The sequence below is a fragment of the Xanthobacter aminoxidans genome (assembly GCF_023571765.1).
GTDB classification, from domain to species: Bacteria; Pseudomonadota; Alphaproteobacteria; order Rhizobiales; family Xanthobacteraceae; genus Xanthobacter; species Xanthobacter aminoxidans.
This window is the reverse complement of record NZ_JAMJXC010000005.1, coordinates 54,007-66,697: the sequence shown is the minus strand read 5'-3', so window position 1 is coordinate 66,697 and position 12,691 is coordinate 54,007. Positions and strand designations below refer to the sequence as shown.

Sequence of the window (12,691 nt, the reverse complement as noted above, 5' to 3'; positions counted from 1 at the left end):
ACCCCCGCCACTTTTGCAGGCGCCGGGGGCAGGAGTGGCGCGCTCGGTCTATTTCGGCTTGCCGGCAACCAGCGGGCAGTCGCTCTCGCTTAAGGGGCGATAGGCGACATCGGCGGTGATCGTCTCCAGGACCTTGTAGTAGGCCCAGGGCTTTTCCAGTTCCTTCGGCTCCTTCACCTGCACCAGATAGAAATCGTGGATCAGCTTGTTGTCGGCCCTGAGCCTGGCGCCCGGGGCGTAGAAGTCGTCGACCGGCATCGCGCGCATCTTCTCGATCACGCGATCCGTGTCGTCGGAATTGATGGCCGCCACCGCCTTCAGATAGTGGAACACGGCGGAATAGACCGCGGCCTGCGGCGCCGTCGGCATGGCGCCGTGCAGCGCATAGAAGCGCTTGGCGAAGGCGCGGGTGTTGTCGTTCAAGTCCCAATACCAGGCGGTGACACCCGTCAGGCCCTTCGCCATCTCCAGGCCCATGCCGTGGATGTCGGTGAGGAACATCAGCAGCGCGACCGGGGTCTGCGGACCGGCATTCATGTTGAACTCGTTCCACTGCTTGATGGAAGAAACGAGCTGCTCACCTGCGTTGGCGAAGGCGACGACCTTGGCGCCCGAGCTCTGCGCCTGGAGGAGGAAGGAGGAATAGTCCGCATTGCCAAGCGGGTGGAACACCGAGCCGACGGACGTGCCGCCCACGGTGCCCAGCATGCGTTCGGACTCAGCCACCATGTTGCGCCCGAAGGCGTAATCGGCCGCGATGAAGAACCATTTGTCCTGCCCCTGGCCGACCAGCTTGCGGATGGGGCCTGCGACCAGGTTGTAATTGTCGTGGAGCCACGCCAGCCCGGTCGGCGCGCACTGCTTGCCGGTGATCTCCACCGTGCCCACGGCGGAGTACATGACCAGCTTGTTCTTTTCTCGCCCGAGAGACTGGATGGCGAGGGCAACTGCCGAATTTCCGATGTCGGCCACCATGTCGACACCTTCGGAGAACCAGCGCCGCACGATCTGGGCGCCCACGTCCGCCTTGTTCTGGTGATCGGCGACGAGGAGTTCCACCTTGATGTCGGGCGAGCGTTTCCTGAAATCCTCTATGGCAAGCTTGGCGGCGACCACAGACCCCTTGCCGGAAAGATCCGATAGCGGGCCGGACTGGTCATTGATGATGCCAATCTTCACGACTCCGTCCGAGATTTCCGCAGCCGACGGCGTCGCCGCGAGGGCCAGGGCCATGAGGGCGCCGACACCTGATATCCAGAACGCGCGCAGGAGACCCCTGCGGCTCCGCATGCCTTGATCGTGGTTCATTTTCCGGTGTTCCCCTGCGAGCCGTATCGGCTTCCTGGATTGGTTGCAGGCGGCGGGTGGAACCGGGCAAAATGGTCCGCCGTCGCCTGGTCCTTTGCAAATCCTGCGCTGTGAGGCGAAAGGCTACAACGGCCGTTTTCCCTCATTTTCTGCCATCGCCCCAGAGGCCCGTGTGATCAATTCCCGGGCCATGACGTCCGCGACCAGCGCAGGCGACGTCCGGCTTGCCTCAGCGCGGTCGAGCACCTGCGCGAGGCGGCCGGGAATGCGGTGCACGGCGTCATGGACCATGCCGCGGTCGTGCCCGAGATATTCTGCCGCGACATTGATGATGCCCCCGGCATTTGCGACGAAGTCGGGCACGTAGAGAATGCCCCGCTCGTGCAGGAGGGCGGCATCCGCCTCCGTCGCGAGCTGGTTGTTCGCCGCGCCGGCGACGAGCCGCGCGCGCATCTGCGGAATGGTGACCTGGTTCAGCCCGGCACCGAGCGCGCAGGGCGCGAAAAGGTCGACGTCGGACGCATGGATCGCCTCCGGCGACACCACCTCCACGGGGATCGTCGTACGCAGGCGCTCCGCCGCCTCCGGGTGCACGTCGGCGACCACCAGCGCGGCGCCGGCCCCGTGCAGGCGCCGGCAGAGGTCCGCGCCGACGCTGCCGAGGCCCTGCACCGCGATCCGGCTCTGCGAAAGCGGACGGCCCCGCCGTGCGCACACATGGGCAATGCTGAGGAACACGCCGAGGGCGGTCCACGGCGAGGGATCGCCGCCGGCCTGATCTGCATCGGCCGGAAGCCCGAAGACGAAAGGCGTCTGCGAGCGCACGACTTCCATGTCGCGCGGCGTCGTGCCCACGTCCTCGGCCGCCAGATAGTCGCCGCCGATCTCCTCCAGGACCCGACCGAACGCGCGGAACAGGGCGGCGCGGTCGAAGGCGCCATTGGGCCGCCGGATGACGGACTTGCCGCCGCCGAGCGGCAGACCCGCCATCGCGTTCTTGTAGCTCATGCCGCGCGCGAGACGGCGGGCGTCCGAGAGCATGGCGGCCGCATCGTCATAGTGCCAGAAGCGGCAGCCTCCCGTCGCCGGCCCCAGCGCCAGCGAGTCCACCACGATGACCCCCGACAGGTCGCAGTCGGGATCCTCGAACCGGAAGATGAGCTGGCCGTCTTCCTCCATGCGGGTCAGTTGCAAGGTCATCACGATGCCCCGGTGCTGGACGGGAACGCGGCGGGATCAGCCTCCTGCGGGCCCCTGCCCTGCTGCATCCGCGCGACGGCCCGCTGGCTGGAGCGAAGCCGCTCCTCGAGCAGCGGGCGGGCGGCGGACCGGACCTCGGCCAAAAGCGCTGCCGGAGCGTTGTCCTCGGTGATGTCGAAGGGCGGCTTTGGGTCATACTCCAGCATCAGCTGGAGGCGCTTGGCGACATCATCGCCGCACAGCTCGGCCGCCACCTGGAATGCAAAGTCGATTCCCGCCGTGACGCCGCCGCCGGAGATGCGGTTGCGATCCACCACGATGCGCTCCTTGACCGGAATGGCACCGAGGATTGCGAGCTGATCGCGCGACAGCCAATGGCACGCGGACTTGTAGCCATCGAGCAGCCCGGCACCCGCGAGGATGAAACACCCGGCGCACACGGACGTCACATAGCGCGCACCCGCGCCCGCCCGGGCGACGAAGGCCATGACCTCCTCGTCATCCATCAGCGCCATCTGCCCCGGACCGCCACCGACGCAGAGCACATCCAGTTGCGGGCAGTCCGCAAAAGTGGTCGTCGGCATGAGGGTAAGCCCCACGTCGCTCGTGATCGGCTCGATAGATTTCCAGAGCAGATGCATCCGGGCGCCGGGCAGGCGGGCCAGGACTTCAAATGGTCCCGTGACGTCCAGCTGGGTCATGCCGGGGAAAAAGAGAAGTCCGATGTCCAATGTTGTTTTAGTCACGTCGTTCCCTCTCGATGCTGCGGCATGAGATTGGGCATGACAGGGCGCGGCGGAAACGACATTCTACCCACCTTTCCTGCCAACGACCGGCAACGCGATGGAGGGCGGCTTGCAGCAGCGACACGTCGTCTTCGTGGTGTTCCCCGACGCCCTGGTCCTCGACCTCTCCGGTCCGCTGGCAGCGTTCGAGCTGTCCTGCGAGACCTCCGAAGGCGCCGCGCCGCCCTACCGCCTGACGGTGGCGTCGGTGGCGGGCGGGCTGGTGCGAACGTCGTCGGGACTGGAGCTGATGAGCCAGCCGCTCTCCGGTGTGGGTGAGGTGGATACGCTGGTGGTCGTCGGTGGGCCGGGGGTGCACCTGGCCGCATGCGAGCCCCGCCTGCTGGCATGGATCTCCGATCGCGCCGGGGGCATCCGCCGGGTCTGCTCCGTCTGCACGGGCGCCTTCGTGCTGGCGGCAGCCGGGCTTTTGGGCGGGCGGCGGGTGGTGACGCACTGGGGCTCCTGCCGGCTGCTTCAGGATCGCTATCCAGACCTGACGGTGTCACCGGATGCGATCTATGAGCACGATGGTCCCGTCTGGACCTCCGCAGGCGTGACCGCGGGCATCGATCTGGCGCTCGCCCTGATCGAGGACGACCGCGGCCACGCCGAGGCCATCCGCGTCGCCAAGCGGCTGGTGGTCTTCCTGAAGCGTGGCGGAGGGCAGACCCAGTTCAGCGTTCCGCTGGCCTTGCAGGCGGCGGACGACGGCGGCTTCGAGGCCCTGCACAGCTGGATCAGCGACCACCTCGACCAGGACCTGCGGGTGGAGACGCTCGCCGAGCGCGTATCCATGAGCCCGCGCACCTTCGCCCGGCTCTATGCGGCGCGGACCGGCCGCACACCGGCGAAGGTGGTGGAGGAATTGCGGCTCGATGCCGCCCGCCGGGCACTCGAGGAGACACGGCAGAGCATCAAGGAAATCGCGGTTCGCTGCGGCTTCGCCGACGAAGAGAGGATGCGGCGCGCCTTTCGCCGGCGGTTGGGCGTGAACCCGCAGGACTATCGCGGCAAGTTCGGATCGATCGAAGCCGGCGGCGTGGCGCGCTGACTTCGATCCATGCGCCGCACCCATCACGGCGCGGGCGAGAAGCGCGTCTCTATGGCGTTCCGCCTGGGCGCCTCTCCAATTTTTGGAGGAACCTTCGCATCTCGGGGCAGGCCGCCATCACGCTTCCACGGATAACGTAATTGTATCAGTCAGTTAGCAACTGGCACCACGCTTGCGTTGGGAAGGGACGCAGTTCGTGAGGCCAAATGCAACTTCACTTCGCTCTCGATTTTGACGGCACCATAAGCCTCGTCGACACCACGGATCTTCTGCTCGCGACATTCGCGGATGGGGGCTGGCAGGAAATCGAAGAAGAGTGGTGCGCCGGCCGCATCGGCTCGCGGGAATGCATGTCGCGGCAGGTCGCTTTGCTGGAAGCGCCACGCGCCGCCATGTTGGCAGCCCTCGCCGATGTGAAGCTCGATCCGCACTTCGCCGCCTTCGTCACCCGGGCCTGGCTCTGCGGCGCGACCGTCTCCGTGGTGTCCGACGGGTTCGATCTCGCCATCATTCACCTGTTGCACGCCAACGGGATCGACCTGCCGGTCACCAGCAATAGGCTGGTGGAAACGGCCAATGGCCGCTGGCAGGCGGCTTTTTCCAATCGCGGGGAACAGTGCCCAAGCGGCACCTGCAAATGCGCCGCCGTGCCCGCAAATCGCCGTGTGGTGCTGGTGGGCGACGGGCGATCCGACTTCTGCCTTGCCCGCCGCGCCGACTTTGTCCTGGCGAAGGGTTCGCTTGCTGCCTTCTGCGCCGCCGAGGGCATCCCCCACCGCGCAATTTCAGGCTTCGCCGACGCCCTGGCTTTCCTGGACCCGCTCCGTGCGCGCCGCCATGCGGCCCCCTCCCGTCTTATGTTCGAGGACATCCATGCTTGATCGCCAGACCGAAGTCGCAACGTCCGCCGCCGAGCGCACCCGCCTGCGTGAACTGGAGGAGACCTATTGCTCTCATGGGGATACGGTCCATTACACCCAGGAGCCGAAGATATTCGAGCGGTGCGAGGGGTCGTTTATCTATGATGACGAGGATCGCGCCTTCCTTGATCTTCAGATGTGGTACTCGGCTGTCAATTTCGGCTATGCCAATCCGCGTCTGAACGAGGCCATGCGCCGCCAGCTCGATCGCCTGCCCCAGGTGGCGAGCCAGTATCTGCATCGCGAGAAGATCGAGCTGGCCGCCGAGATCGCCGAAGGCACGATGGCCCGCTTCGGGCACAAGGGGCGGGTGCATTTCAACGTGGGCGGCGCCCAGGCCATCGAGGATTCCCTCAAGCTGGTGCGCAACGCCTGCGACGGCAAAAGCCTGATGTTCGCCTTCGAGGGGGGATACCACGGCCGGACGCTGGGCGCCTCGGCCATCACCTCGTCCTACCGCTATCGCCGCCGCTTCGGCCATTTCGGCGAGCGCGCCCACTTCATCCCCTTCCCCTATCATTTCCGCGGCCCGCGCGGCATGACGAAGGAGGAATACGGCCACCACTGCGTGCAGCAGTTCGCCCGTCTGTTCGAGAGCGAATACAACGGCGTGTGGGACCCCAAGGCCGGCAAGTGCGAATACGCCGCCTTCTATGTGGAGCCGATCCAGGGCACCGGCGGCTATGTCATCCCGCCCGCGAACTTCTTCCCGGAGCTGAAGGAGGTGCTCGACCGCCACGGCATCCTCTTGGTGGTGGACGAGATCCAGATGGGCTTCTACCGCACCGGCAAATTGTGGTCGATCGAGCATTTCGGCGTGGCGCCGGACATCATCGTGTTCGGCAAGGCTCTCACCAACGGGCTCAATCCCCTGTCCGGCCTGTGGGCGCGCGAGGCGCTCATCAATCCGCAGGCGTTTCCGCCCGGCTCCACCCATTCCACCTTCAATGCCAATCCGCTCGGCACCGCGGTGGCGCTGGAGGCCATGCGCATGATGCAGGAGGAGGATTTCGCCACCTCCGTGGCCGAGAAGGGCGCCCGTTTCCTCGACGGCCTGAACGAGCTGAAGGCGAAGCACGCCATCGTCGGCGACGTGGACGGCCTCGGCCTCGCGCTGCGGGTGGAGATCTGCGAGCCGCACGACAGCTTCACCCCCTCCAAGGCCATCGTCGACCGCATGGTGGACGAGGCGCTGAAGGGCGATCTCGTCCAGGGCGGCGAGCGTTTCGGGCTGGTGCTGGACATCGGCGGCTACCACAAGAACGTCATCACGCTGGCGCCGTCGCTGACCATCAGCCACGCCGAGATCGACCTTGCCTTGGCGCTGATGGACCAGCTGTTCACCCGCGTGACGCCCCGGTGAGCGCCATGCGCATCAAGGTCATCGATCTGGACGGTGCACTCACCGTGCAGGACGAGGTCATGGCCGGCCTGCCCGGCTGTGACGCCGACCTGTTCCTTGCCCGCGACCTTGCGCCCCGGCTGCGCCTTCTGGCGGGCCGGAGCGCGCTCAGGACGCTGGCCGACCGGCTCGGCCCGCCGACGCGCGGCGAGATCTGCTTCTATGGCTCGGGCGACTTCCATCACCTGAGTCACCTTCTGGTGTCGCGCTTCGATCAGCCGGTCAGCGTGGTGCATTTCGACAACCATCCGGACTGGACCCGCTTTCCCCGCACGCTCAATTGCGGCTCGTGGGTGAGCCGCCTTCTGGAGCAGCGGAACGTGGCGCGGGTGGTGACGCTGGGCCCGTGCAGCTCCGATCTCAGCGCGCCGCAGCTGAAGGGCGCGGATCTGCCGCTCCTGCGCTCCGGGCGCCTTCAGATGCATCCGCTGGCGGCCGGCGCCACCTTCTATGCCGGACCCGGCTTCGAGGTCGCGAGCGTGCGCGGCGCGGCGGGGATCGGGGCCGACGGCCTGCGCTGGGACGGCCTCGAGGACGGCGATTTCGCGGAACGGGTGGAGGCCATCGCCGCCGAGCTGCCGCACACGCCGCTCTGGATCACCCTCGACAAGGATGTGCTGGGCCCGGACGAGGCGGTGACCAACTGGGATCAGGGCCGGCTTCCCCTCCACAAGGTGCTTCAGGCCATCACCCTCTTCGCCGAGCACCGGCCGGTTCTGGGCATGGATGTGTGCGGCGACTATTCGCCGGAGGGCGACAATGGCGCGCTGCGCGCCCTCTGCGCCTATCTGGACCGCGACCAGCGGCACGATCCCCACGGCAACGCCAACGCCGTCAACGGCGTCACCAACGGCCGCATCCTCCGGCACATGGGGGACATCCTGCAATGAGCGTGTCCCTCGTCGCCCTGTTCGCCGCCTCCGTCGCCTGCGACGTGGCCGGGCAGCTGGCCTTCAAGCGCGGCGCCGACCGCCTTCCGGCCGTCAGCACCGGCGTGGGGCGCTTCGCCCTGAGGCTGATGGCCGAGCCATGGCTGATCGCGGGGCTGATGATCTACGCCATCGAGTTCCTGGTGTGGACGCGCATCCTTGCGCTGGTGCCGCTCGCCATCGCCTTTCCCGTCGCCAGCCTCAACATCCTCGGCGTCACGGTGGCGAGCCACCTGTGGCTCGGCGAGCGGATCGCGCCGCGGCAATACGCCGGAGCCGCCCTCGTCACCGCCGGTGTCGCCCTCGTCGCATCCAGCCTGTGAGAAACCCATGCCTCTCGACCGCAGCATCATGATCGAGGGCGGCCCCGTCGGGGTGCTGCTCATCCACGGACTTGGCGGCACCCCGGTGGAACTGCGCGAGGTCGCGCGGCGGCTCGCCGCCACCGGTGCCACCGTGCTGTGCTGCCAGCTCGCCGGCCATTGCGGCACCGAGGCGGAGCTGGCGACGACGACGATCGAGGATTGGTACGCCAGCGCCGCGGCTGCCCTCGCGACACTGGAGGCGCGCTGCACCAAGGTGATCGTGGGTGGCCTCTCCATGGGCGCGCTGCTCGCCGCCTTGCTCGCCGCGCGCAATCCCGAGAGCGTGGACGGCGTGGTGATGCTGGCGCCGACCCTGCGCTATGACGGCTGGTCCATCCCCCGCTACGGCTTCCTGCTGCGCCTCCTCATCAACACCCCGCTGGGCCGGCGCTATCGCTTCGTGGAGCGCGAGCCCTACGGCCTGAAGGATGAGCGCATCCGCAGCGTGATCGTGCGCGCCATGCGGCTGGGCGATACCGATGCCGGCAGCCTCGGCACGCCCTCCGCGGCGTTGCGGCAGCTGTGGCGGCTGGTGGCGGAGCTGAAGCCGCAGCTCGGCAACATTCGCCAGCCCGTGTTCATCGCCCATGCCCGCCACGACGATGTGGCGAGCTTCAACAACGCCGTGCTGCTGCAACGCCGCCTTGGCGGCACCGTGGATTGCCTGGTGCTCGACGACAGTTACCACCTCGTGACCCTCGACCGGCAGCGCCATCTCGTCACCGACCGGATCTCGGCCTTCATCCGGGGCGTGGTGGAGGCGCCGCTGCGCCAACCCGCAAGCGAGCCGCGCCGGGCGACAGCCGGCCGTGCCGAACGGCAGGCCCCCCACACACAGCCGCCCCACATACAGCCTCCCCAGGGACAGGTGGCGCATGTCGCATGATGCCCTGGTCGGCGACTGGCCCGGGGAACCGGCCCGCGCGCCGGTTGCCCCGCTTATCCGCACGGTGTCCGGCATGGCCGGCATCGATGCCACGGCCTGGAAGGCCGCCCGCCCGCCCGAAAGCGAGGGGTGGGCCTATCTCGCGGCCTGTGAGACCTCCCCGCCGGCCGCCATGGAGCTGGCGGCGGTCAGCGTGAGCGACCGCTCGGGCCTTGCCGCAGCGGCCCCGCTGTTCACCCTGAAATACCGGCTGGACACCCCGTTGCAGGACGGACCTCTGGCCGCCTTCTGCGATCGCCTCGCGCGCCGCGCGCCCGGTCTCCTGGAATGGCGGATGCTCGGCGTCGGCTCGACCTTTACCGACGCCTGCCCGGTGGCGCTGAACCCGCACCTGTGCGAGGCCGGCCGGGCGGAGGCCGTCGCAGGCCTCATCGCCGCTGTCGAGGCGGAGGCGGCGCGACGCGGCACCGGGCTCGTGGTGTTCAAGGATCTTGCCCCGCGCGAGCTGGCGCTGCTGGCGCCGCATCTGGCCGCCGCCCGCTACTTCGCGGTGGAGAGCCTGCCGGTCGCGGTGCTGGACCTCGACGGCACCGGCGATCTCGATGGCTATCTCGCCCGCCTCTCGCCGGCCACCCGCAAGGATCTAAGGCGCAAGATGAAGCGGGCCGAACGGGTGGAGGTGGAGTGGCGCACCTCCCTCGCCGGTATGGAAGGGGAGGTGCGCGCCCTCTATGAGGCCACCCGCACCCGCAGCCAGGTGCGCTACGGCGATTTCGAGGACTTGCCGGACGGCTATTTCGAAACCGTGTCGCGGGCGCTCGGCACCGATGCCGTCTTCGCCTGCTATCGGGTGGGCGGGCAGCTTGCCGCCTTCAACCTTCTGTTCGTCGAGCCCGACCGGGTGATCGACAAGTTCCTCGGCATGGCCTATCCGCTCGGCCCCGCGCACGATCTCTACGCCTTGAGCTGGCTGGAAAACGTGCGCTTCTGCCAGCGCATCGGCCGGCGCTACCTGCAGACCGGGCAGACCGCCTATGCGTCCAAGCTGCGCTTCGGCAGCGCGCTGGAGCCGCGCACGCATCTGGTGAAGGCTCGCAACCGGGCGCTCCACGCCGTCTTACGCCTCGCCGCCCCACTATTGGCCTTCCCCCGCTGGGACCCCGACCTGCGACGGCTGGGCAGGGAGAGCGCGCGATGACGCTGCGTCCCGCCACCGTCGCGACCCTGATCCTCGTCGCCGTCTTCCTCGCCGTGGACACCGCGACCCAGCTTGCCTTCAAGGGCGCCGCCGAGGCCATCGGCGACATTCCGCTGGGGCTGGACTTCCTCGCCGCCGCAGCCGGAACCGCGTTCGCGTGGCTGGCCGTCGGCCTCTACCTTGCGACCTACGTGCTGTGGATGCTGGTGCTGCGCACGACCGCCCTCAGCCGCGCCTTCCCCCTGACGGCGCTGAGCTATGTGAGCGTGCCGCTGTTCGCCTGGCTCGCGTTCGGCGAGACGGTGGACGCGCGCACCGCCGCCGGCATCGGCCTCATCCTGCTGGGCGTTGTGCTCGTCGGCTATGGGGACGATGCCGAAGTCGATGCCGTTGCGAAGCCGGAGCTGGCCCCTTGCGAAACCTGATCGCCGGCCTCCTGACGCTGGGTCTGGTGACCGCGGCCTGCGCCGCGCCGGACGTCACCGGCGTCTGGATGACCGAGGATGGCGAGGGCGCCGTTGAGATCGCGCCGTGCGGCGACAGGCTCTGCGGACGCATCGTGTGGCTGAAGTCCCCGCTGGACGCGCATGCGCAGCCCGTGCGCGACGAGAACAATGCCGACCTGACCCTGCGCGATCGCCCCCTCTGCGGCATGGAGGTGATGTCCGGCGTCGCGCCGGGCGGTGACGGTTGGGAAGGCGGCTGGATCTACGATCCGGAGGCCGGCGCACGCTATTCCGTGGCCATCACGCCGGACGGCGCCGACGCCATCGTCGTGACAGGTTTCATTGGGATCAAGGCGTTCGGCCGCGCCCTCCACTGGCACCGCGCGGCCGCCACGCTGCAACGCTGCGACGCCGCGCCCACCCTGAAGGCCAGCGCCGGGAACAAGAGGTCCTAGGACGTATGACGCGACGGCGCGGTTCGCGTTGGCTGAACTGGTGGTCGCTGCTGCCCCTGCGGCTGCGGCTCACCCTCTATTTCGTCATGGTCAGCGTGCCGCCCGTGCTGGTGGCGAGCTTCATCGCCGCCGAGGTCATCTCGGTGACGTTCGAGCGCAACGTGGAGCAGTGGATCGGCGAGATCGCGACCTTCATGGCCAACGAGGCTGCGGAGGGCCGCGAGGAGGCCCAGCGCGCCACCGCCGTCGTCGCCGCCGCCGTGTCGCGGGGCGGCACCGAGCCCATCGCACCGTTCGCCGACCTGCTCACCACCGTGGGCTATGATTTCGTGCGCCTCTACACGGCGGACGGCACGGTCCTGTTCTCGACCGGCGACCTGGAACTGATGCAGCCTTTGCCGCTCAAGGCGGTCGCGTCCATCTTCTTCGTCCGGCAGGGCGGGCACCGCGCCATGATGGTCGGAGCGGTGCAGCCGGTGCGCATCGGCGACCAGGCAGGCTTCCTCTTCATCGCCAATCTGCTGGATGAGCAGTTCTTCACCGCCCCGCAGACCATCCGCTCGCTCGACCTGCACCTGATCGAGGTGACCGAGGGCGGTCAATTGCGCGATCTCGAAGACCTCAGGCGGACCCCGCTGCCGGTGCCGCCGGAGTCGCTGGCGGCCCTCAGCGCCGGCGCGCCCCTCGCCATCCAGAGGCGCAGCTTCGGCCTGGGGCCGGCGGCGGCGTTCAGTGCCCTTCGTGACGACAGCGGACGTCTCGTGGGCATCATCGCCTGCCGGCTCAACGGCACGTCGGCGACGTTCGAACGGCTCGGCACCGTCTCGCTCTTCGGCGCCCTGGCGGCGGTTGCGGGCGTGCTGTCGCTGCTGGTGGGCTTCAGTATCTCAAGGCGCATGAGCCGCCCCCTGCATGACCTCACCCGCGGCGTGCGCGCGGTGGCCGAGGGCAACTATGCCATCCGCGTGCGCGAGACCGGCGGGCGCGAGATCGAGGCGCTGGCCAGCGGCTTCAATGCGATGACCGAGCAGCTCCAGACCCTGCGCGACCGGGAGACCGCCACGCGCCACCGGGCCCAGCTCGCGACGCTCGGGCAGGCGGCGGCGGTGATCGCCCACGAGATCCGCAACCCGCTCGGCATCATCAAGACGTCGGCGGAGCTGGTGCGCCGCAAGACCCCCATGGCGCCCGGCGAGGACCGGCTGATGATGTTCGTCCTCGACGAGGTGCAGCGCATCGACCGGCTGGTGAAGGACCTGCTGGACTATGCCCGGCCCCCGCAATGCACCGCGGTCCCGCTCGATCTCGTCACCTTCATCGTCCGGCCGGCCCTCGACTTCGTGGCGCCGGAGCTGCGCCGCCGCAACATCAGCCTCATCGCCCGCCTGCCGGACCACCCGCTGCCGATCCAGGGCGACAAGGATCTGCTGCACCAGGCGCTGCTGAACCTCATCATCAACGCCATGGACGCCGCCGGCGATGGCGGCCACATCATCGTGCGTGCGGAGCTCGAGGCGGACGCGGCCGTGCTCCATGTCGAGGACAACGGCCCGGGCATCCCGGAAGACGTGCGGGCCACCCTTTTCGAGCCTTTCGTGACGACCAAGGTGAACGGCACCGGCCTCGGGCTCGCGACCGTGCGGTCCACCGTGGAGGTGCATGGCGGCGAGGTGACGTGTGCCGACGCACCGGAGCGTGGCGCCATCTTCACCATCCGCCTTCCGCTCGGCAAACAGGGGTGAT

The 12,691-nt window shown here is 68.3% G+C and carries 13 protein-coding genes; 10 read left to right on the top strand and 3 right to left on the bottom strand.

Annotated elements, in window-relative coordinates:
- Nucleotides 1–48: 48 nt before the first annotated feature.
- From EJ105_RS10065 to EJ105_RS10055, 3 genes are all read right to left on the bottom strand, one after another.
- Nucleotides 49–1,308 (bottom strand): ABC transporter substrate-binding protein, encoded by a 1,260-nt coding sequence (locus EJ105_RS10065; RefSeq protein WP_250166222.1) that lies wholly within the window; start codon nt 1,306–1,308, stop codon nt 49–51.
- Nucleotides 1,309–1,431: 123 nt separating this feature from the next.
- Complete coding sequence (locus EJ105_RS10060) at nt 1,432–2,508, bottom strand: Glu/Leu/Phe/Val family dehydrogenase (protein ID WP_250166221.1); 1,077 nt, start codon at nt 2,506–2,508, stop codon at nt 1,432–1,434.
- Nucleotides 2,508–3,209: a DJ-1/PfpI family protein gene (locus tag EJ105_RS10055; RefSeq protein ID WP_250166220.1), complete on the bottom strand. Its 702-nt coding sequence runs from the start codon at nt 3,207–3,209 to the stop codon at nt 2,508–2,510. The genes EJ105_RS10060 and EJ105_RS10055 overlap by 1 nt, the downstream gene beginning before the upstream one ends.
- 142 nt (nt 3,210–3,351) lie before the next feature.
- Here EJ105_RS10055 and EJ105_RS10050 point away from each other — a divergent pair, with 142 nt between their 5' ends.
- The 10 genes from EJ105_RS10050 (at nt 3,352) to EJ105_RS10005 (ending at nt 12,690) form a co-directional block, all read left to right on the top strand.
- A complete protein-coding gene (locus EJ105_RS10050; protein ID WP_431192962.1) occupies nt 3,352–4,347 on the top strand; it encodes a GlxA family transcriptional regulator in 996 nt (331 codons plus the stop codon).
- A 206-nt stretch (nt 4,348–4,553) separates the two neighbouring features.
- On the top strand, nt 4,554–5,228 hold the full coding sequence (locus EJ105_RS10045; RefSeq protein ID WP_250166218.1) for an HAD-IB family phosphatase: 675 nt from the start codon (nt 4,554–4,556) through the stop codon (nt 5,226–5,228).
- A complete protein-coding gene (locus EJ105_RS10040; RefSeq protein WP_250166217.1) occupies nt 5,221–6,630 on the top strand; it encodes an aspartate aminotransferase family protein in 1,410 nt (469 codons plus the stop codon). The genes EJ105_RS10045 and EJ105_RS10040 overlap by 8 nt, the downstream gene beginning before the upstream one ends.
- Nucleotides 6,631–6,635: 5 nt before the next feature.
- Nucleotides 6,636–7,559, top strand: a complete 924-nt coding sequence (locus EJ105_RS10035; protein ID WP_250166216.1) for an arginase family protein — start codon at nt 6,636–6,638, stop codon at nt 7,557–7,559.
- On the top strand, nt 7,556–7,921 hold the full coding sequence (locus EJ105_RS10030) for an EamA family transporter (RefSeq protein WP_250166215.1): 366 nt from the start codon (nt 7,556–7,558) through the stop codon (nt 7,919–7,921). The genes EJ105_RS10035 and EJ105_RS10030 overlap by 4 nt, the downstream gene beginning before the upstream one ends.
- 7 nt (nt 7,922–7,928) lie before the next feature.
- On the top strand, nt 7,929–8,849 hold the full coding sequence (locus tag EJ105_RS10025) for an alpha/beta hydrolase (protein WP_250166214.1): 921 nt from the start codon (nt 7,929–7,931) through the stop codon (nt 8,847–8,849).
- Nucleotides 8,839–10,047 (top strand): GNAT family N-acetyltransferase, encoded by a 1,209-nt coding sequence (locus EJ105_RS10020; protein WP_250166213.1) that lies wholly within the window; start codon nt 8,839–8,841, stop codon nt 10,045–10,047. The genes EJ105_RS10025 and EJ105_RS10020 overlap by 11 nt, the downstream gene beginning before the upstream one ends.
- On the top strand, nt 10,044–10,472 hold the full coding sequence (locus EJ105_RS10015; protein ID WP_250166212.1) for an EamA family transporter: 429 nt from the start codon (nt 10,044–10,046) through the stop codon (nt 10,470–10,472). The genes EJ105_RS10020 and EJ105_RS10015 overlap by 4 nt, the downstream gene beginning before the upstream one ends.
- The gene (locus tag EJ105_RS10010; RefSeq protein ID WP_250166211.1) at nt 10,460–10,948 is read left to right on the top strand and encodes a DUF2147 domain-containing protein; all 489 of its coding nucleotides are present in this window, start codon (nt 10,460–10,462) and stop codon (nt 10,946–10,948) included. Before EJ105_RS10015 ends, EJ105_RS10010 begins: the two co-directional genes overlap by 13 nt.
- A 5-nt stretch (nt 10,949–10,953) precedes the next feature.
- Nucleotides 10,954–12,690 carry a sensor histidine kinase gene (locus EJ105_RS10005; RefSeq protein WP_250166210.1) on the top strand — a complete coding sequence of 579 codons (1,737 nt, stop codon included), beginning with the start codon at nt 10,954–10,956 and terminating at the stop codon, nt 12,688–12,690.
- Nucleotide 12,691: the final 1 nt, after the last annotated feature.